Origin of the sequence: Sphingomonas sp. (assembly GCF_031426035.1) — a bacterium.
Classification (GTDB): domain Bacteria; phylum Pseudomonadota; class Alphaproteobacteria; order Sphingomonadales; family Sphingomonadaceae; genus Sphingomicrobium.
Genome location: NZ_JANPKO010000078.1, coordinates 1 through 18,495 on the forward strand (window position 1 = coordinate 1; position 18,495 = coordinate 18,495).

Genomic DNA, 18,495 nt, shown 5'->3' on the forward strand with positions numbered 1-18,495 from the left:
TCAGGCCGATGATCGCGCCGACCTTGATGGTCGAGGCGAACCACGCCCATTGCGGCCCGAACGCATCGACCGCGACGGCCACCGGATCGGGCACGTTAAGGCTGGTGTAGGGCACGATCAGCGTCAGCACGATCGACACCAGGATGTAGATGATGGTGCACGCGACGAGGCTGCCGATGATCCCGAACGGCATGTCCTTGGCCGGGTTCTTGGCTTCCTGCCCGGCGGTCGAGACCGCTTCGAACCCGATGTAGGCGAAGAACACGATCGATGCGCCGCGGATGATCCCCGACCAGCCGAACTCGCCGTCCTTGCCGGTGTTTTCGGGAATGAACGGCTCCCAATTGGGGGTGAACTGGTCGAGGTTTGCGAGCAGGATCGCGCCGCCGACGAGGATGAAGGCGGTCAGCACGGTGACCTTGATCGCGACGATGACGTTGTTGACCTTGGCCGATTCCGAGACGCCGATCACCAGCAGGGTCGCCAGCACCGCGCACACCAGGAACGCCGGCAGGTTGAACACGGTGGTAATGGTGGTGCCGTCGGCCAGTTCCTTGGGATAGCCCATCGGGCCGGTCAGCGTCGCCGGGACGTGCACCCCGAGGTCGCCGAGCAGGCTGACGACATAGCCCGACCAGCCGACCGCGACGACCGACGCCGCGAGGCCGTATTCGAGCAGCAGCAGCGTGCCCATGACCCACGCGCCGAACTCGCCGACGGTGGCGTAGCTGTAGGTGTAAGCCGAGCCCGACACCGGCAGCGTCGAGGACAATTCGGCGTAGCACAGGCCGGCGAACGCGCAGACGATGCCGGCGATGACGAACGACAGCAGCACCGCGGGCCCGGCATAGAGCGCGGCGGCGTTGCCGGTGCGCACGAAGATGCCCGCGCCGATGATGCAGCCGATCCCGAGGAACACCAGGTTCCACGGCCCCAGCGACCGCTTGAGCTCGCTCGTTTCAGTTTCGCGCTGAACCTGAGCGACGCTCTTGCGCATCGCCATGCGTCCGAGCAGTCCGCGTGGAGCCTGTGTGGCCATTCGAAATCCCCTCATTGACCGTGTTGCGGCGGAGCCTAGCGGCTCAGGCGGCGAGGGCAATCCCTTAAGCGCGCGCTAGCGGCTGAGCATCGGCCCGAGCGGCTGGCCGCCGAAGATATGGACGTGGAGGTGGGGCACTTCCTGGCCGGCGCGCTTGCCGGTGTTGGCGAGCAGGCGATAGCCCTGGGCGACCATCTCGGCCTCGCGCGCGACATGGCCGACGGCGCGCACGAAGCCGGCGATCTCGGCCTCCGACGCGCGCGCCGAGAAATCGTCCCACGACACGTAGGCGCCCTTGGGAATGACCAGGATGTGGACCGGCGCGAGCGGCGCGATGTCGTGGAAGGCGAGCGCGTGCTCGTCCTCATAGACCTTCTTGCACGGCACCTCCCCGCGCAGGATCTTGGCGAAGATGTTGCCGTCGTCATACGGCTTGGTCGGATCGATCGGCATTACGGACTCCGCTTGACGCTGCACCGCCGCGCGTTACCACCAAGGCGATGAGCGAGGAAACGCCCGAAAGCCTGATTCCGTACGACGAGATCGTGCAGGAGGCGTTGCGCGACGTCGTCGGGCGGGTGCTGCGCGAGGTCGAGCGGACCGGCACGCTGCCCGGCGCGCACCATTTCTACATCACCTTCCGCACGCGCATGCCCGGAGTGGTCATCCCCAAGCACCTCGCCGAGCGCTTCCCCGACGAGATGACGATCGTCATCCAGCACCGCTTCTGGGACTTGAAGGTCGCGCCCGACGGCTTTTCGGTCGGGCTGTCGTTCGGCGGCGTGCCGTCGACCCTCCAGGTGCCGTTCGCGGCGGTCACCGACTTCGTCGATCCCGCGGTCGATTTCAGTTTGAAGTTCCAGGCCGAGGGCGCCGAGGGGCTGCACGAGGAGCACGACCCGGCGCAGAACGACGTTCCGCAGGAAGCGGCGGAGGAGGTAGCCGACGACGGCTCCAACGTCGTGTCGGTCGATTTCACGCGGAAGAAATAGCAACCGCCACTGTCCCGAGCTTGTCGAAGGGCTGCGTTTCCGTTTTAGGCTGAAGCAGGACAGGGCTTCGACCGGCTCAGCCCGAACGGCTTTTATGGAATATCGCACTATGGCCACGCGCACCGAGACCGACAGCTTCGGACCGATCGAGGTTCCCGACGATTGCTATTGGGGGGCGCAGACCGAGCGCTCGATCGGCAATTTCCCGTTCGGCCCGCGCGAGCAATTGCCGCTCGAGATCGTCCACGCTCTGGGCTTCGTCAAGCAGGCCGCGGCGCGGGTCAACGCCCGCTCGGGGCTACTCGACGCCGAGGTCGCCGAGGCGATCCAGCAGGCCGCCGGCGAAGTCGCGCGCGGCGACCTCGACAGCCAGTTCCCGTTGGTCATCTGGCAGACCGGATCGGGCACCCAGTCAAACATGAACGCAAACGAGGTGATCGCCGGCCGCGCCAACGAGCAACTGACCGGCACCCGCGGCGGCAAGTCGCCGGTCCACCCTAACGACCATGTCAACAAGAGCCAGTCGTCCAACGACAGCTTCCCGACCGCGCTGCACATCGCCGCCGCGCGCAGCGTCAACGCCGTGCTGCTGCCAGCGCTGCGCGGGCTGCACGGCCGGCTCGCCGAGCTCGCCCAGCGGTGGGACGGGCTGGTCAAGATCGGCCGCACCCATTTGCAGGACGCCACGCCGCTCACGCTCGGCCAGGAGTTCTCCGGCTACGCGCAGCAGGTCGAAGACAATATTGCGCGCATCGAGGGCGTGCTGCCGCGGCTGTACCGCTTGGCGCAGGGCGGCACCGCGGTCGGCACCGGGTTGAACGCGCCCGAGGGTTTCGGCGATGCTTTCGCGAAAGAGATCGCCAATCTGACGCGGCTGCCGTTTACCAGCGCGCCGAACAAGTTCGCCGAACTCGCCGCGCATGACACACTGCACGAACTATCTGGCGCGCTGAGCACACTGGCGGTGTCGCTGAGCAAGATTGCCAACGATATCAGATTGTTAGGCTCGGGACCGCGGTGCGGACTGGGCGAATTGAAGCTGCCCGAAAACGAGCCCGGCAGCTCGATCATGCCGGGCAAGGTCAACCCCACCCAATGCGAGATGCTGACGATGGTCGCCGCCCAGGTGATCGGCAACCACGCCGCGGTCACCGTCGGGGCGCTGCAGGGCCACCTCGAATTGAACGTGTTCAAGCCGCTGATCGGCGCCAACGTGATCCGCTCGATCAACCTGCTTGGCGTCGGCATGGACAGCTTCACCAAGCGCACGCTCGACGGGCTCGAGGCCGACGAGGCGCGGATCAAGGAGCTGCTCGACCGCTCGCTGATGCTGGTCACCGCGCTCGCCCCCGAGATCGGCTACGACAATGCCGCGGCGATCGCCAAGCACGCCCACAAGTCGGGGCAGACGCTCAAGGAGGCCGGGCTCGAGCTGGGCCTGGTCGACGGCGAGACCTTCGACCGCGTGGTCAAGCCCGAAGCGATGCTGGGCCGGTGATCCGCGCGCTCCTCCCGCTCGCCATGCTGGCAAGCTGCGCGGCGGTGCCGCCGGGGGAGGTGCCGCCAGATGGCGCGCCGCTGGCCGGGCGCTGGGGCGGCGAGCATGTCGGCCTGACCCTCGACGCCGCAGGCGGCACGCTCGATTACGATTGCGCCGCGGGCACCATCGCCGGGCCGGTCATCGCGGGCCGCGACGGCGGCTTTTCGGCAAGCGGCACCCACAGCCCCGGCCACGGCGGCCCCGAGCAGGTCGGCGAGACCCACGCGAGCTTCCCCGCGCGCTATGAAGGCAATGTGCGCGGCGACCGCATGACGCTCACCGTCCGCGTCGACAATGGCACAGTGATCGGCCCCTATTCCTTGCGCCGCGGCGCGGAGCCGGTGCTGCTGCGCTGCCTCTAGGCGCCGGCCTGCCAGCTGCGCAGGGCGTCGTTGGGAGCGAGCAGCATCCACACGTTGAGGACGAGATTGTCGCGGATCACCAGCAGCGGCACCAGCTCGAGCGCGGCGACCAAGGCGATCGCGGCCCATAGCGGCAGCTTGCGCGCGGCGAGGAAGCCGACCGCCATCATCGCGATGTCGCTCAGCGAGTTGAGCACGCTGTCGCCGGTGTAGCCGAGCGCCGCGGTCGCCTCGCGGTAGCGGTCGATCACCAGCGGGGTGTTCTCGGCGATTTCCCACGCCGCCTCGACCAGCAGCGCGACGAGGAAGCGGCGCTCGACCGGCCACGAGCGCGCGACCAGCCACAGCGCGCCATAGAACAACAGCCCGTGGACGATGTGGCTGGCGCTGTACCAGTCGGCCAGCATCTGGCTCTGCTCGGGCCCGACCGCGCCCCACAAGTCGACGCTGCCGCAGGTGCAGAGCGGCGGCCGCCCCATCGCCAGCAGGATTGCCGCGGCGGCGAGGAAGAGAAGGATGGCGGGAATATAGGCGCGGGTGCGGGCGGTCATCGCGGCGGTGCTTAGGGGCAGCACAGCCGCTTGCAAAGCCGGGCGCGCTTGCAAAGCCGGGCAAACCGCACGATCAGGCGGCGATGCTGCGCGCCTACGGACCCGACTGCGACGGAAGCCTGATCGAAACCGCCGGGAGCATCCCCGACGGGGCGACCTGGATCGACCTCGAGGAACCGACGCGGGAAGAGGAACAGATCGTCGAAAAATGCCTCGGCCTCGACGTGCCGACGCAGGACGAGCTGGCCGAGATCGAGCCGTCGAGCCGGCTCTACGAAAAGAACAATGCGATCTACATGACGATGGGCACGCTGTACGGGGTCGAGGACGGCGAGCCGGCGTCGACCCCGATCGGCTTCGTGCTCGCCGGGAACCGCCTGGTCACGGTGCGCTACGGCACCCCCAAGCCGATCCGCACCTTTTCCGCCCATGCCCGGCTCGACCCCGACCTGGTGCGCGATGCGCCGACCGCGCTGATCCGCCTGCTTGACGCGATCATCGAGCGGCTGGCCGACGAGCTCGAGGCGTCGGGCGCCGAGATCGAGCGCATCTCGGCCCAGGTGTTCCGCCGCGACGCGCGTGCCGGGCCATCGCAGCGGCGCATCCCCGCCCAGCGGCTCGAGGCGCTGCTGCTGCGCATCGGCCGCGCGCAGGGCTTGCTCGCCCGCATCCGCGAGACCGCGGTCAGCGCCGGGCGGCTGATCGGCTTCCTCGCCGCGACCGACCGCATGCGCTCGGACGAGGGCGACCGCGAGCGCGTCCACAGCCTCGGCGCCGACGTCTCGTCGCTGATCGACCACAGCGCCTTCCTGGCGCAGAATCTGACCTTCCTGCTCGACGCCTCGCTCGGGCTGATCAGCATCGAGCAGAACGCCGCGATCAAGGTGTTTTCAGTCGCCGCGGTGGTGTTCCTGCCGCCGACCCTAGTCGCCGGCGTGTACGGGATGAACTTCGAGCATATGCCCGAATTGAAGTGGCTGGCCGGCTACCCGTTCGCAATCGGGATCATGCTGGTCGCCGCGATCCTGCCCTACTGGTGGTTCAAGCGCCGCGGCTGGCTGTAGCCTAGTCGCGCAGGAGCATTGGCTCGGGGTCGGGCGCCGACACCGCCGCCGGGTCGGCCAGCGCCGCGCGGCGGCGGGCCAAGGTGGCATAGGCGAGCGCGAGGTGGCCGGCGACTTCCGAATTCTCGGTGGTATCGCGGCGCGCGGCGGCAACCCGGGCGAGTTCGGCCTGCTGGCGGCAATAGTCGCTGTCGTGGGCCATTCCGGCACCTCTCTGACGCGCGGCACGAAAGCGGTGCTCGCGCAGGTATAACTAGCGGAATGCCGTGACGGTTTCGAGTCATCGCCCTCCATCCGGCGCGGCCGCTATTCCGCTCGGCGCAACCGAACCGCCCCCGTATCGTTGCAGCCCGACATGGCCGAGGAAAACAACCACAAAAGCTGGGCGGTCCAGCTCGGCGCCCGGGTCTCGGCCGTGGTCTCGAACCTGTTCGCCCATCCCTACATGCAGATCGGGGTCATCCTGTTCTGCGTGGCATGGTTCTCGCTGCGGCTGCCGACCGATTTGCTCACCGCGGCGCTGTCGATTCTCGCCATCACGCTGACCCAGATGGTGCTCAACCGCCAAAACGAGCGCGAGGCCGACGACCATCGCCGCGATGTCGCGATGCATGCCAAGCTCGACGAATTGCTGATCGCGACCAGCCATGCGCGCAACGAGATGGCGGGGATCGAGGAGCTCGAGGAGGACGAGATCACCGAATTGAAGGAGCAGGCGGCCGAGGAACTCGAGGCGGCCACCGACGAGCCGGGCGAGGAGCATCGCAAGATGCCGGGGGACGAGCGCGCTTTGTAATCGCGGGGCTGGTTGCTAAAGGCGCGGCACGCCGCACCGGCGCCCCGCCAATGACAGAGGACGCGCATGATTCCGACCGGCCAGGACAGCCTCAAGACGCGTTCGACGCTCGACGTCGGGGGCAAGAGCTACGCCTACTACAGCCTGGCCAAGGCGGCCGAGACGCTCGGCGACATCGATCGCCTGCCGTTCTCGATGAAAGTGCTGCTCGAGAATCTCCTGCGCTTCGAGGACGGCACCAGCGTCACCCGCGACGATCTGGAGGCGATGGCCGGCTGGCTCAAGCAGCGCAAAATCAACCGCGAGATCCAGTACCGCCCGGCGCGCGTGCTGATGCAGGATTTCACCGGCGTCCCCGCGGTGGTCGACCTCGCCGCGATGCGCGACGCGATGAAAAGCCTCGGCGGCGACCCGCAGAAGATCAACCCGTTGGTCCCGGTCCACCTCGTCATCGACCATAGCGTGATGGTCGACGAGTTCGGCACCCCGCGCTCGTTCGGGCGCAACGTCGAGCTGGAATACCAGCGCAACGCCGAGCGCTACGAATTCCTCAAATGGGGCTCATCCGCGTTCGACAATTTCAAGGTGGTGCCGCCGGGCACGGGCATCTGCCACCAGGTCAACCTCGAATATATCGCGCAATGCGTGTGGACCTCGCCCGACCAGGACGGGGCCGAGGTCGCCTACCCCGACACGCTGGTCGGGACCGACAGCCACACCACCATGGTCAATGGCCTCGGCGTGCTCGGCTGGGGGGTCGGCGGGATCGAGGCCGAGGCGGCGATGCTCGGCCAGCCGGTCAGCATGCTGATCCCCGAAGTGGTTGGGTTCCGGCTGTCGGGCGCCTTGCAGGAGGGCATCACCGCCACCGATCTGGTGCTGACGGTGACCCAGATGCTGCGCGCCAAGGGCGTGGTTGGCAGGTTCGTCGAATTCTACGGGCCGGGGCTCGATGCGCTCAGCCTCGCCGACCGCGCGACGATCGCCAACATGGCGCCCGAATATGGCGCGACCTGCGGCTTTTTCCCGGTCGACGAGCGGACGCTGGAGTATCTCCGCCTGACCGGGCGCGAGGAAAGCCGCATCGAGCTGGTCCGCGCTTACTGCCAGGCGCAGGGGCTGTGGCGCGACGCCGGCGCGCCCGAGCCGTGGTTCACCGACACGCTCGAGCTCGACATGGACAGCATCATGGCCTCGCTCGCCGGGCCGCGGCGGCCGCAGGACCGCGTGCTGCTGACCGAGGTCGACGACCAGTTCAACGCCGAACTGGAAGCGACCTACAACAAGCACAGCGACCCGCGGGTGGCAGTCGACGGCGAGGATTACGACCTCGGCAACGGCGACGTGGTGATCGCCGCGATCACCAGCTGCACCAACACCTCCAACCCGTCGGTGCTGGTCGCCGCGGGGCTGGTCGCGCGCAAGGCGCGGGCCAAGGGCCTGCTGCCCCAGCCGTGGGTCAAGACCAGCCTCGCGCCGGGCAGCCAGGTGGTCACCGATTATCTGAAGGCGAGCGGGCTGGCGGAGGATCTGGACGCGCTCGGGTTCGACCTCGTCGGCTACGGCTGCACCACCTGCATCGGCAATTCAGGCCCGCTCGCCGAGCCGATTTCGAAGGCGATCGCCGACCATGACCTGGTCGCGGTCAGCGTGCTCTCGGGAAACCGCAATTTCGAAGGGCGGGTGTCGCCCGACTGCCGCGCCAACTACCTCGCCTCGCCGCCGCTGGTGGTCGCCTACGCGCTCAAGGGCAGCGTGCGCAGCGACATGGTCGGCGAGCCGATCGGCACCGGGCGCGACGGCGCGCCGGTGTTTTTGAAGGACATCTGGCCGAGCAACGAGGAAGTGCGCGCCTTGGTCGACGCGCATGTCCATTCGACCATGTTCCGCTCGCGCTACGGCGATGTGTACGCCGGCGACGAGCGGTGGCGCGCAATCGAGGTCAGCGGCGGCGAGACCTACGCCTGGCCGCCGTCCTCGACCTACATCCAGAACCCGCCGTACTTCACCGGAATGACGATGACCGCGACGCCGCCCGGCGACATCGCGGGTGCGCGCGCATTGGCGGTGTTCGGCGATTCGATCACCACCGACCACATCTCGCCGGCGGGCGCGATCAAGGCCGACAGCCCGGCGGGCAAATATTTGAACGAGCACCAGGTCAGCCGGGCGGAGTTCAACAGCTATGGCGCGCGGCGCGGCAACCACCAGGTGATGATGCGCGGCACCTTCGCCAACATCCGCATCAAGAACCGCATGCTCGACAATGTCAAAGGCGGGTTCACGCGCTATGCGGGCAAAGGCGACTCGGGCAACGAGACGCTGCCGATCTACGACGCGGCGATGAAATATCAGGCCGACGGGACGCCTTTGGTGGTGCTCGCGGGCAAGGAATATGGCACCGGATCGTCGCGCGACTGGGCGGCCAAGGGCACGGTCCTGCTCGGCGTGCGCGCGGTGATCGCCGAGAGCTTCGAGCGCATCCACCGCTCCAACCTGGTCGGGATGGGCGTGCTGCCGCTGCAGTTCCGTGACGGCGAGAGCGCGGCGACGCTCGGGCTCGACGGCAGCGAGACATTCTCGATTGCCGGCGTGGCGGACATCAAGCCGCGCGACGATGTCGAGGTGCAGGTCACCGCCGCCGACGGGACCGCGCGCAGCTTCACCGCGCGGTGCCGCATCGACACCTTCAACGAGCTCGAATATTTCCACGCCGGCGGGATTCTTCACTACGTGCTGCGGAACCTCGCCGCTTGAGCGCGGCGCCGGAGCTCGTCGCGCGCTGCCATTGCGGGCAGGCGACGATCACGCTCCCGCGCCGCCCCGACTACATCAACCACTGCAATTGCAGCCTGTGCGCGAAGACCGGCTGGCGCGGCATTTATTACGCGCCCGGCGAGGTGGCCATCGCGGGCCAGTTCGACGGCTATGTCCGCGGCGACCTCAAGCAAACCTATCTGCGCATCCTGCGCTGCGCCAATTGCGGGATCGCGACGCATTGGGAGCTGCTCACCCCGCCGCCGCACGAGCGGATGGGGGTCAATGCGCGGCTGGTCGACCCGGGCTTGCTCGAGGGGGTGGAAGTGCGCGAAATCGACGGCGCGAGATGGGACGAATGAGCGCAACCGAGCTCGCGGTCGAGATCGTCGGATGGGCCGGGGCGGCGCTGATCCTGCTCGCCTATCTGCTGCTGTCGATGGGCAAGGTCACCGGCCAGTCGCCGCTCTACCAGGGGATGAACATCGTCGGCGCGGCGGGGTTCATCGTCAACGGCTGGTGGCACGGCGCGCTGCCATCCGCGGTGCTCAACATAATCTGGATGCTGATCGGGGGAGTGGCCTTGTGGCGGATAGTGGCAAAGCGGAAATCGTCGACCTCAGCCATGTGATCGAGCACGGCATGGTCACCTTCGGCGACCTCCCCGGCCCGCACATCTGCGATTATTGGACGCGCGAGGCATCGGCGGAAAAATATGACGACGGGTCGAGCTTCCAGATCGGCCGCATCGACATGGTCGCCAACACCGGCACCTATCTCGATTCGCCGTTCCACCGCTACGCCGAGGGCACGGATCTGGCGCGGCTGCCGCTCGAGTCGCTGGCCGATCTGCCGGGCGTCGTCGTGCGGAGGCCGTTCGCGGATGGCTTGGCGACCGACGCCGAGCATTTCGCGGGACTCGACGTGCGCGGGCGCGCGGTGCTGGTCGCCACCGGCTGGGACCGCCACTGGCGCACCGAGGCGTACAAGCATGACCACCCGTATCTCACCGCGGCGGCGGCCGAATGGCTGGCCGGGCAAGGCGCCGCGCTGGTCGGGATCGACAGCTACAATATCGACCGCACCGAACTCCGAGCGCGCCCGGTGCACACCATCCTGCTCGGCGCCGAGATCCCGATCTGCGAGCATATGACCAACCTCGCCGCGCTCCCCGACGTCGGCTTCCGCTTGTCCGCCGTCCCGCCCAAGATCGCCGGCATGGGCACCTTCGCGGTGCGCGCGTTCGCGGTGCTCGGCCGAGCCGCACAGGGTTGACAAGGCAGGGCGCGCAGGGGACGTCCACGCCGCGCGTCGTTCGGGGGAAAGCCGGTGAAATTCAGGAATTTGCTGGGCGTGGCCGCGGCCGCGTCCTTGGCCGTGTCGGGCTGCTCGTCACGGCCGCGCGCGTTCGCGCCGATGCTCGCCGCGCCGCCCACCGAGCAGAGCGCGTTCGACGCCGCCTACGCCGAGTGCAGCCAATTGCTCGTCGCCGGCAAGCTCGACGATAGTGGCCGGCTGGCATCGGCGGCGGGCGGTGCGGCGGCGAGCGGCGCGGCGTTGGCGGCGGGCGGCGCGACCGCCGCCGCGGTCGCCGGCTATGCCGGGCTGGCGGTGGTCGCGGCGACCGTCGTGCTGCTGCCGTTCGCGGCGGTCGGCGGCGCGGTCGGCATGGCCAAGATGAAGCGCGCCAAGAAGGAAAAAGCGATCAAGGCCAAGATGAGCGGCTGCCTCGCCGAGCGCGGTTTTGTCGTCGCCAGCTGGGCCAAGATGAGCAAGGCCGACATCGCCAAAGCGGAAGCCGCGGCCAAGGCCGGTGCAGCGCCGCAAGCGGATTAAGCGAGCACTGCGGCGAGCCACTCCGGAATAAGCGCCCCGGTCAGATCGTCGACGCGGCGGTGCTCCACGACCAGGCCAAGCTCGGGATAATGGACGCGGGTGCGCGGGCCGGGCGTGGCGGTCTCGACCACCACCAGGCGGCGGTTGACCTTGGAGCGCCAGTTCATCCGCGCGGTGTTCTCCTGGCCGACGAAGCAGCCTTTCGAGAACGACACGCCATTCAGCTCAGCGGCATTGCACTCGAGCCACAGCAGGTCGCCGAGCTCGGCGCGGCCCTCGCACACGCCGAGGCGGAGGCGGTGCTCGAGCCAGCCTGTTGCGGGTGCGGACGGTGGCCCCAGCCAGCGTTTTCCAAGTGCGGGCAGGCGCGGGTCGTCATCGCCGTCGGGCGACCAGTGCACCGCGATGCTGTCGTCGCGCGCGATCGTGATCGCGCGGCGCAGGCGGTAGAGCGACAGGCGCTTGACGAGATCGTCCGCCGCGTCCGCCTCACAGTCGAGCAGGAGGTCATCGTTGGAACTGCTGTCATCTGGCCACACCAAAAAATCGAACAGGCATTTGCCTTGCGGGGTGAGCAGCCCGGCCCACACCGGCAGCGGCCCCGCGACATCGCTGGTCACCAGCCCCTGGAGGAAATCGCGCACGCCCTCGCCCGACAGGCGGATGATGGCGCGATGAGTGAGGGTGGTCGGGGCCATGGCCTTCAGTTAGGAGGCCTGGGCGCCAATACAAACCCGTTCGTGTCGAGCGAAGTCGAGACACGTCAAGCGCGGGCGGCGTCCCTCGACTTCGCTCGGGACGAACGGAGCTGTTGTTGCCAGCCACTGAGAGCCTGACCATCCGCCGCCCGGACGATTGGCACGTCCATTTGCGCGATGGAGACATGCTGAAAGCGGTGGCGCCGTTCACAGCGCGCCAGTTCGCGCGCGCGATCGTGATGCCCAATCTGGCGCCGCCGGTGACCAGCGTCGAAGCGGCCAGCGCCTATCGAGACAGAATAATATCGGTGGCCGGATCCGGCTTCACCCCGCTGATGACCTGCTATTTGACCGACCAGGCCGACCCCGCCGAGCTCGCGCGCGGCCACAGCGAGGGCGTGTGGGTCGCGGCCAAGCTGTACCCGGCGGGCGCCACCACCAACTCCGCGGACGGCGTCACCGACATCGCCCGCATCCGCCCCGCGCTCGAGCGGATGCAGGACATCGGCATGCCGCTGCTGGTCCACGGCGAAGTGACCGACCCGGACATCGACGTGTTCGACCGCGAGGCGGTGTTCATCGACCGCGTGCTCGAGCCGCTGGTGCGCGACATGCCCGCGCTCAAAATCGTGTTCGAGCATATCACCACCGCCGACGCCGCGCAGTTCGTGCGCGACAGCAGACCGACGATCGCGGCGACGGTCACGCCGCAGCATCTCGTGCTCAACCGCAACGCCTTGTTCGCCGGCGGGCTGCGGCCGCACGCTTACTGCCTGCCGGTGGTCAAGCGCGAAAAGCACCGGCTCGCGGTGCGCGCCGCGGCCACCTCGGGCTCGCCCAAATTCTTCCTCGGCACCGACAGCGCGCCGCACAGCCGCGACGCCAAGGAGTCGGGCTGCGGCTGCGCCGGAATCTTCAACGCCCCGTTCGCGCTCGAAACTTATGCCCAGGTGTTCGACGAGGAAGGCGCGCTCGATCGCTTCGAGGGGTTCGCGGCGGAGCATGGCCCGCGCTTCTACGGCCTCCCGCTCAACGACGGCACGGTCACGCTCGAGCGCGGTGGCTGCGCGGTGCCCGACAGCATTGCCGGCGTTGTGCCGTTCCATGCCGGCGAGACCCTGCGCTGGCGGCTCGCCGGCTAGGTCTCAGTCGCAGGCGGGGCCGGTGCCGCCGCTCCCGCTGGCGCCGAGGATGTTGGTGAAATGGGCGTCGACGCGGGCATAGCATTCGCATGCGCTGTGCTTGAGGCCGGCGCGATCGGTGACCACCACCGCGCCGCGCCGGATATTGATCAGCCCGTCTTCCTGCAGCGACTGGATCGCCGCGTTGACCGTCGTCCGCTGGACCCCGAGCAGGCCGGCCAGCGCCTCCTGGGTCAGTTCGAGCCGGTCGCCGGCGCGGTCCTGCGCAGTCAGCAGCCAGCGCGCCGCGCGCTGGCGGATCGAATGATAGGCGTTGCACGCGACCGACTGCATGACCTGCGCCAGCAAGTAATCCGAGTAGCGGCAGAACAGATGGGCGAGGAAGCCCGAGCGCGACTTGGCGTCCTCGAGCGCGCGCATCGGCACCTTGAGCGCGGGGCCGGCGACCTGCACCTCGGCATGGGTGTAGGCGGGCGCGCTGCCGCAGCTGACGATGCCGCCGACGGCGCCTTCCTGGCCGACCGAGGCGACCTCGACCGAGCGCCCGTCGGCCAGGTCGACCATCATCGAGATCATCGTCGGGCCGTACGGGAACAGCGTCACCTCGACCTGGTTGCCCGAGCGCAGCACCGAGGTCCCGGCGTCAAGCTCGACCACTTCGGCATGCGGCTCAATCAGCGCGCGGACGTCGGGGGCAAAGGTGGCGAGCAGGCGATTGTTGGCGAACGCCTGGTCGATCCGGCTCAGTTCATCCGCTGCCACGCTGCTCATCGTCGCTCCCCTCCCCGGGACTCGAGCCGGTTCCGCCGGCATTGCCTTACCTGCCCGCAACAGGCGGTTACAGTAAAATCAATCGGGTACCGCGGCGACCTCGCGGCGGCTGCCGACCAGCAAGCAGTCGGCGACCAGCCGCAGCGGCGCCAGGTCGACGCTGCTGCGGCGCTCGTCGATGAGGTCGACGAAGGCCGCATAGAGCCCCGGATATTCGCCGCCGTGGGCGCAGTCCTGGTCGACCCCGTCGATCGCCAGCCGCGCCCCGCCGTCGCTCAGCCTGACCTCCGTTCCGTCGATAGTATGTACTGTGATGGTCCACTCCTCGCCCTTGCTGCGGCGCCAGTCGAGGCTGCAGCGGAACGGGCCGTGCGCGGCGGGGCTGCCGAACGCGATGGTCGCCGCAACGGGCGTGTCGGCGCCGCGCGGGAAATCGAGCGCGGCCGAGCGCACGAACAGGCTGCCGGGAAAGATTTTCGTCGCGATCGAGAAAGCGTTGATGCCGGGGTCGAACACCCCGAACCCGCCGGCCTGCCAGATCCACTGCTGGCCCGGGTGCCATTTGCGCACGTCCTCGTGCCAAATGATGTCCATGCTCGCGATGGCCTGGCCGGCAAGCGCTTTGGCCGCTGCGTCGACCGCCGCGTTGTGCTGCGCGTGCCAGGTCGCGAACAGGCTGACCTGCTTGGCCTCGGCGAGGCAGGCGAGCTGCTCGGCCTCGCTCAGCGTCGCGGTCGGCGGCTTTTCCATCAGCACGTGCAAGCCCGCCTCGATGCACGCCGCGGCGATCTCGTAGCGCGGCCCCGGCGGGGTGGTGATCGCCACCGCGTCGAGGTTTTTTACGTCGCGCAGGAGCGTCCGCCAGTCAGCAAAACTGGGCTCGGGCCCGGCGCCCGAACGGCTCGAGGTCGCCGCCAGCTCGAGCCGCGGATTGGCGGCGATCGCGGGGACATGCTGGTCGGCGGCGATCTTGCCGAAGCCGAGGATGGCGATCCGCAATGGCCGCATCAGCGCCGCACCGCGGCGACGAATTCTCGAGCGCGTTGCGCGGTTTCCTCGGCCGAGCGCCCCGGCGCGTAGAGCGCGCTGCCGAGCCCGGCACCGTCGGCCCCGGCGGCCATCCACGCGCCCACCGTGTCCGCCGTCACCCCGCCCACCGCGAGCACCGGAATATCCTTGGGCAGCACCGCGCGCTGCGCCTTGACCACCGCCGGCGAGGCCGCCTCGGCGGGGAACAGTTTGAGCCCGTGCGCGCCGGCATTGATCGCCGCGAACGCCTCGCTCGGCGTGAAGTAACCGGGGCACGACGCCATCCCCGCCGCGACCGCCGCGCCGATCACCGCGGGGTCGGTGCCGGGCGAGACGATCAGCCGCCCGCCGGCCGCCGCGACCTCAGCGACCTGCTCGACCTTGAGCACCGTGCCGGCGCCGATCAACGCGCGGTCGCCGAACGTCGCCGCCAATTTGGCGATGCTGGCGAGCGGGTCGGGCGAATTCAGCGGAACCTCGATGATGCGGATGCCGGCGTCGAACAGCGCCGCGCCGATCGCCTCGACCTCGTCGGGCGTGACGCCGCGAATGATCGCCACCAGCGGGCACTCCGCCAAGAAGCGGTAAAAATCGTCGGCTGCGGTCATGCGATTAGCTCCACGATCGCGGCGATTCCGGCGAGGAACGCCTGCTCGCCGTCGAACTCCCGCGCCCCGCGCCCGGCCTCGCCGAGCGCCGCCTTGTACAATTTGGTCAGTTCGGGCCGGCCCATCACGATGATATCCCCGCTGCTGCCCTCGAGCCCGACCCGGAGGTCGGCGCCGATCAGCAGCCCGCTGGTCAAATCCCCGGCGTCCTCGCGCGCGATATCGCCCAGCAGCACCCCGGCGCGCACCGAGAATAGTTCCGCCGACAGCACAATATCGGACAGCCCGCGCCGCACGCCCTGGAGGAACGCCGGCCCCGCCGTGACCTCGTCGGTCAGCAGGTCGGACAAAATGCTGTTGGCCTTGAGCAGGTTGAACATCTCGCCGGTCATCACCGTGCGGAATTCGGCAATGCGCCCGCCGACCAGGCGGATCCATTTGTTGTGGGTGCCGGGGTGGCACACCAGGCAGTCGGGCGGGATCGCGCCGGCCGCGGCGGCGCCCAGGATCTGCACCTCCTCGCCGCGCATGACGTCGGCGCGACCGACCGCCTGGTAGGACACTCCGGGCACGATCGCCGCGCGCCCGTCCTCGGCCCATGCCAGCCCGTGGACGAGGTCGCCGAGCCCCGCCGGGCACGGTGCGTACGGCGCCTCGACCCAGCCACGGTTGGAGCCGACCATGCCGGCCATCAGCAGCGGGTGATCGCCGAGCCGTTCGCGGATTTCGGCGACCGCGGCGGGAAAGCCGCCGGGCGCGACCGCCAAGATGCCCTGCCCGTCCTCGAACTCGGCGGTGCACTGGCGGGCGCTGTCGACGCGATAGGCGCGGCGGTTGGTCGTGCCCCAGTCGACCGCGATGAAACCTTGTGCCCAGCCCATGCTTTGCTCCTTAGCCAAAAACAGCGGGCATGCGACATCGCTCCCGCTTTTCTTTTGAGGAGGCGCAGCTATCCCGTCGCCGATGCCCGCCGAACCGCCAATGACCTGTGTCGCCGACGTCGCCGCCGTGCTCGGCGAGGGCCCGGTGTGGGTAAAGCGCGAGGCGGCGCTGTACTGGGTCGACATCAAGGGCCGGAAGATCTTCCGCCTCGACGCCGTCGGTGCGGTGACCGCGTGGGATACCCCGCTGCGGGTCGGCTCGATTGCCCCGCGCGCCGGCGGCGGGTTCATCGCCGGCACCGACCACGGCTTCGCCACCTTCGATGCCGAGACCGGCCGGCTCGACCTGCTGTTCGACCCCGAGCCCGAGCGCCCCGACAATCGCTTCAACGACGGCAAGGTCGACCGCGCGGGGCGGTTCTGGGCGGGGACGATGGACGACACCGAGCGCGCCGCGTCGGGCGCGTTGTACCGCCTCGACGCAACCGACGCGGCAACCCGTGTCGACGACGGCTACCGCGTCACCAACGGCCCCGCGTTCAGCCCCGACGGCGGACAAATGTACCACAACGACAGCGCGCGGCAGGTCACTTTCGCGTTCGACCTCGCGCCCGACGGCAGCGTCTCCAACCGCCGCGAGTTTGCGCGCTTCGGCGAAGGCGACGGCTATCCCGACGGGATGACGGTCGACGCCGAAGGGTGCCTGTGGATCGCGTTCTGGGACGGCTGGTGCGTGCGGCGCTTTTCGCCCGCCGGCGAGCTGCTCGCCACGCTCAAGGTCCCGGCCCAGCGCCCGACCAGTTGCGCGTTCGGCGGGCCCGCTCTCGACCGGCTCTACATCAGCTCGGCGCGGATCGGGCTCGACGCCGCCGCGCTCATCGATCAACCGCACGCCGGCGGGCTGTTTTTGGCCGATCCCGGCGTGCGCGGGCTAGCCGACCTGCCTTACGCGGGCTAACTCTTCGCCGCCGCCGGCCAACGGAGACCGACCATCGCCAATTTCATGTTCGCGACCGGGATCGAGAACAGCATCCCGACCATCAAGAACGGCAGTGTCCGCGTCGACCAGATGGAGGCGTGCGACCATTACCGCCGCTGGCGCGAGGATTTCGACTGCGTCCAGGACATCGGCATCAACTTCCTGCGCTTTGGCCCGCCGCTCCACCGCACCTACCTCGGCCCGGGCAAATACGACTGGGAGTTCGCCGACCTCACCTTCGCCGATTTGAAGCGGCGCGACATCATCCCGATCGTCGATTTGTGCCACTTCGGCGTGCCCGACTGGATCGGCAATTTCCAGAACCCCGATTTCCCGATGCTGTTCGCGGCCTATGCCGGGGCGTTCGCCGAACGCTACCCGTGGGTCCAGCTCTACACCCCGGTCAACGAGATGTTCATCTGCGCGATGTTCTCGGCCAAGTACGGCTGGTGGAACGAGCAGCTGACCAGCGACCAGTCGTTCGTCACCGCCTTGAAGCACATCGTCAAAGCCAATGTGCTGGCGATGCTCGAAATCCTCAAGCGCCGCGCCGACGCGATCTTCATCCAGTCCGAATCCTCGGAATATTTCCACGCCGACAGCCCGGCCGCGATCCACCAGGCCGAACTGATGAACTCGCGGCGTTTCCTCAGCCTCGATCTCAACTACGGCCGCCGCGTCGACAGCGACATGTACGAATATCTGCTCGGCAACGGGATGACCAAGGAGGAGTATCACTTCTTCCTCACCAACCGCCTCAAGCAGCACTGCATCCTCGGCAACGATTACTACCGCACCAACGAGCACCGCGTGTTCGAGAACGGCCACACCACCGGCTCGGGCGAAGTGTTCGGCTACACCGAGATCACCCGCCAATATTACAACCGCTACCGGCTGCCGGTGATGCACACCGAAACCAACCTGGTCGAAGGCCAGACCGGCGGCGAAGCGGTGCAATGGCTGTGGAAGGAATGGGCCAACGTGCTGCGGCTGCGCAACGTCGGCATCCCCACCGTCGGCTTCACCTGGTACAGCCTGATCGACCAGGTCGACTGGGACACCGCGCTGCGCGAGCAGAACGGCAACGTCAATCCGCTCGGGCTATTCGACCTCGACCGCAACATCCGCAACGTCGGCACCGCCTACAAGAAATTGATCAAGGACTGGCGCGAGGTGCTGCCGGCCTCGAGCCTGTGCCTGGTGGTGCCGATCGTGCCGCCGTCGCACTTCGGCGATCGCGACGCGCGCGAGCAGCAGGCCGAGGCCGAGCGCCGGCTCGAGACCGAAGAGATCGATTTCCGCGCAGGGGATGGTGCCGCATGAAGATCGCCCGCATCGAGACTTTCTTCGTCCCCCCTCGCTGGCTGTTCGTGCGCGTCGAGAGCGACGACGGCGCGGTCGGCTGGGGCGAGCCCAGCCTCGAGGGCCATGCCGAGGCGGTCGACGGCGC

Annotated in this window: 22 protein-coding genes; 13 read left to right on the forward strand and 9 right to left on the reverse strand. The window is 68.4% G+C overall.

What is annotated here, in order from left to right:
- Together RMP08_RS05000 and RMP08_RS05005 are read right to left on the reverse strand one after the other, a co-directional pair.
- A partial coding sequence (locus tag RMP08_RS05000; RefSeq protein ID WP_310467892.1) for an amino acid permease occupies positions 1–1,003 on the reverse strand: 1,003 nt, incomplete at its 3' end.
- Positions 1,004–1,114: 111 nt separating this feature from the next.
- Positions 1,115–1,492, reverse strand: a complete 378-nt coding sequence (locus RMP08_RS05005) for a histidine triad nucleotide-binding protein (protein ID WP_310467893.1) — start codon at positions 1,490–1,492, stop codon at positions 1,115–1,117.
- A 47-nt stretch (positions 1,493–1,539) separates the two neighbouring features.
- Here RMP08_RS05005 and RMP08_RS05010 point away from each other — a divergent pair, with 47 nt between their 5' ends.
- From RMP08_RS05010 to RMP08_RS05020, 3 genes are all read left to right on the forward strand, one after another.
- Positions 1,540–2,031 carry a ClpXP protease specificity-enhancing factor SspB gene (locus RMP08_RS05010; RefSeq protein WP_310467894.1) on the forward strand — a complete coding sequence of 164 codons (492 nt, stop codon included), beginning with the start codon at positions 1,540–1,542 and terminating at the stop codon, positions 2,029–2,031.
- Positions 2,032–2,140: 109 nt separating this feature from the next.
- Positions 2,141–3,529, forward strand: a complete 1,389-nt coding sequence (gene fumC / locus RMP08_RS05015; protein WP_310467895.1) for a class II fumarate hydratase — start codon at positions 2,141–2,143, stop codon at positions 3,527–3,529.
- On the forward strand, positions 3,526–3,933 hold the full coding sequence (locus RMP08_RS05020; RefSeq protein ID WP_310467896.1) for a hypothetical protein: 408 nt from the start codon (positions 3,526–3,528) through the stop codon (positions 3,931–3,933). Before fumC ends, RMP08_RS05020 begins: the two co-directional genes overlap by 4 nt.
- Here the strand turns inward: RMP08_RS05020 and RMP08_RS05025 are convergent.
- Complete coding sequence (locus tag RMP08_RS05025) at positions 3,930–4,484, reverse strand: DUF2585 family protein (protein WP_310467897.1); 555 nt, start codon at positions 4,482–4,484, stop codon at positions 3,930–3,932. The genes RMP08_RS05020 and RMP08_RS05025 overlap by 4 nt on opposite strands.
- 83 nt (positions 4,485–4,567) lie before the next feature.
- Between RMP08_RS05025 and RMP08_RS05030 the strand changes: the two genes are divergently transcribed.
- Positions 4,568–5,548: a magnesium transporter CorA family protein gene (locus RMP08_RS05030; protein ID WP_310467899.1), complete on the forward strand. Its 981-nt coding sequence runs from the start codon at positions 4,568–4,570 to the stop codon at positions 5,546–5,548.
- A 1-nt stretch (position 5,549) separates the two neighbouring features.
- On the opposite strand, the gene RMP08_RS05035 is transcribed toward RMP08_RS05030, so the two are convergent.
- Positions 5,550–5,750 (reverse strand): hypothetical protein, encoded by a 201-nt coding sequence (locus tag RMP08_RS05035; protein ID WP_310467901.1) that lies wholly within the window; start codon positions 5,748–5,750, stop codon positions 5,550–5,552.
- Positions 5,751–5,903: 153 nt separating this feature from the next.
- Here RMP08_RS05035 and RMP08_RS05040 point away from each other — a divergent pair, with 153 nt between their 5' ends.
- From RMP08_RS05040 to RMP08_RS05065, 6 genes are all read left to right on the forward strand, one after another.
- Positions 5,904–6,344: a low affinity iron permease family protein gene (locus tag RMP08_RS05040; RefSeq protein WP_310467902.1), complete on the forward strand. Its 441-nt coding sequence runs from the start codon at positions 5,904–5,906 to the stop codon at positions 6,342–6,344.
- A 66-nt stretch (positions 6,345–6,410) separates the two neighbouring features.
- Positions 6,411–9,101: an aconitate hydratase AcnA gene (acnA, locus tag RMP08_RS05045; RefSeq protein ID WP_310467904.1), complete on the forward strand. Its 2,691-nt coding sequence runs from the start codon at positions 6,411–6,413 to the stop codon at positions 9,099–9,101.
- On the forward strand, positions 9,098–9,463 hold the full coding sequence (locus RMP08_RS05050; protein ID WP_310467905.1) for a GFA family protein: 366 nt from the start codon (positions 9,098–9,100) through the stop codon (positions 9,461–9,463). The genes acnA and RMP08_RS05050 overlap by 4 nt, the downstream gene beginning before the upstream one ends.
- Positions 9,460–9,732 (forward strand): CBU_0592 family membrane protein, encoded by a 273-nt coding sequence (locus RMP08_RS05055; protein ID WP_310467907.1) that lies wholly within the window; start codon positions 9,460–9,462, stop codon positions 9,730–9,732. Before RMP08_RS05050 ends, RMP08_RS05055 begins: the two co-directional genes overlap by 4 nt.
- Positions 9,687–10,376 (forward strand): cyclase family protein, encoded by a 690-nt coding sequence (locus tag RMP08_RS05060; protein WP_310467908.1) that lies wholly within the window; start codon positions 9,687–9,689, stop codon positions 10,374–10,376. The genes RMP08_RS05055 and RMP08_RS05060 overlap by 46 nt, the downstream gene beginning before the upstream one ends.
- 54 nt (positions 10,377–10,430) lie before the next feature.
- Positions 10,431–10,937 (forward strand): hypothetical protein, encoded by a 507-nt coding sequence (locus RMP08_RS05065; RefSeq protein ID WP_310467909.1) that lies wholly within the window; start codon positions 10,431–10,433, stop codon positions 10,935–10,937.
- Here RMP08_RS05065 and RMP08_RS05070 read toward each other — a convergent pair.
- Positions 10,934–11,635, reverse strand: a complete 702-nt coding sequence (locus RMP08_RS05070; RefSeq protein ID WP_310467910.1) for a folate-binding protein — start codon at positions 11,633–11,635, stop codon at positions 10,934–10,936. The two genes, RMP08_RS05065 and RMP08_RS05070, sit on opposite strands and share 4 nt — an antisense overlap.
- 116 nt (positions 11,636–11,751) lie before the next feature.
- Between RMP08_RS05070 and pyrC the strand changes: the two genes are divergently transcribed.
- The gene (gene pyrC, locus RMP08_RS05075; protein WP_310467911.1) at positions 11,752–12,777 is read left to right on the forward strand and encodes a dihydroorotase; all 1,026 of its coding nucleotides are present in this window, start codon (positions 11,752–11,754) and stop codon (positions 12,775–12,777) included.
- Positions 12,778–12,780: 3 nt separating this feature from the next.
- On the opposite strand, the gene RMP08_RS05080 is transcribed toward pyrC, so the two are convergent.
- The 4 genes from RMP08_RS05080 to RMP08_RS05095 form a co-directional block, all read right to left on the reverse strand.
- Entirely contained in the window at positions 12,781–13,548 is a 768-nt protein-coding gene (locus tag RMP08_RS05080; protein ID WP_310467912.1) for a Crp/Fnr family transcriptional regulator, read from the reverse strand.
- A 78-nt stretch (positions 13,549–13,626) separates the two neighbouring features.
- Positions 13,627–14,556: a Gfo/Idh/MocA family oxidoreductase gene (locus RMP08_RS05085; RefSeq protein ID WP_310467913.1), complete on the reverse strand. Its 930-nt coding sequence runs from the start codon at positions 14,554–14,556 to the stop codon at positions 13,627–13,629.
- A complete protein-coding gene (locus tag RMP08_RS05090; RefSeq protein ID WP_310467914.1) occupies positions 14,556–15,185 on the reverse strand; it encodes a 2-dehydro-3-deoxy-6-phosphogalactonate aldolase in 630 nt (209 codons plus the stop codon). The genes RMP08_RS05085 and RMP08_RS05090 overlap by 1 nt, the downstream gene beginning before the upstream one ends.
- Positions 15,182–16,066, reverse strand: a complete 885-nt coding sequence (locus RMP08_RS05095) for a 2-dehydro-3-deoxygalactonokinase (RefSeq protein ID WP_310467915.1) — start codon at positions 16,064–16,066, stop codon at positions 15,182–15,184. Before RMP08_RS05095 ends, RMP08_RS05090 begins: the two co-directional genes overlap by 4 nt.
- A gap of 82 nt (positions 16,067–16,148) precedes the next feature.
- Here RMP08_RS05095 and RMP08_RS05100 point away from each other — a divergent pair, with 82 nt between their 5' ends.
- Both RMP08_RS05100 and RMP08_RS05105 read left to right on the forward strand, forming a co-directional pair.
- Complete coding sequence (locus RMP08_RS05100) at positions 16,149–17,024, forward strand: SMP-30/gluconolactonase/LRE family protein (RefSeq protein WP_310467916.1); 876 nt, start codon at positions 16,149–16,151, stop codon at positions 17,022–17,024.
- A 45-nt stretch (positions 17,025–17,069) separates the two neighbouring features.
- Positions 17,070–18,368 (forward strand): family 1 glycosylhydrolase, encoded by a 1,299-nt coding sequence (locus RMP08_RS05105; RefSeq protein ID WP_310467917.1) that lies wholly within the window; start codon positions 17,070–17,072, stop codon positions 18,366–18,368.
- Positions 18,369–18,495 lie beyond the last annotated feature (127 nt).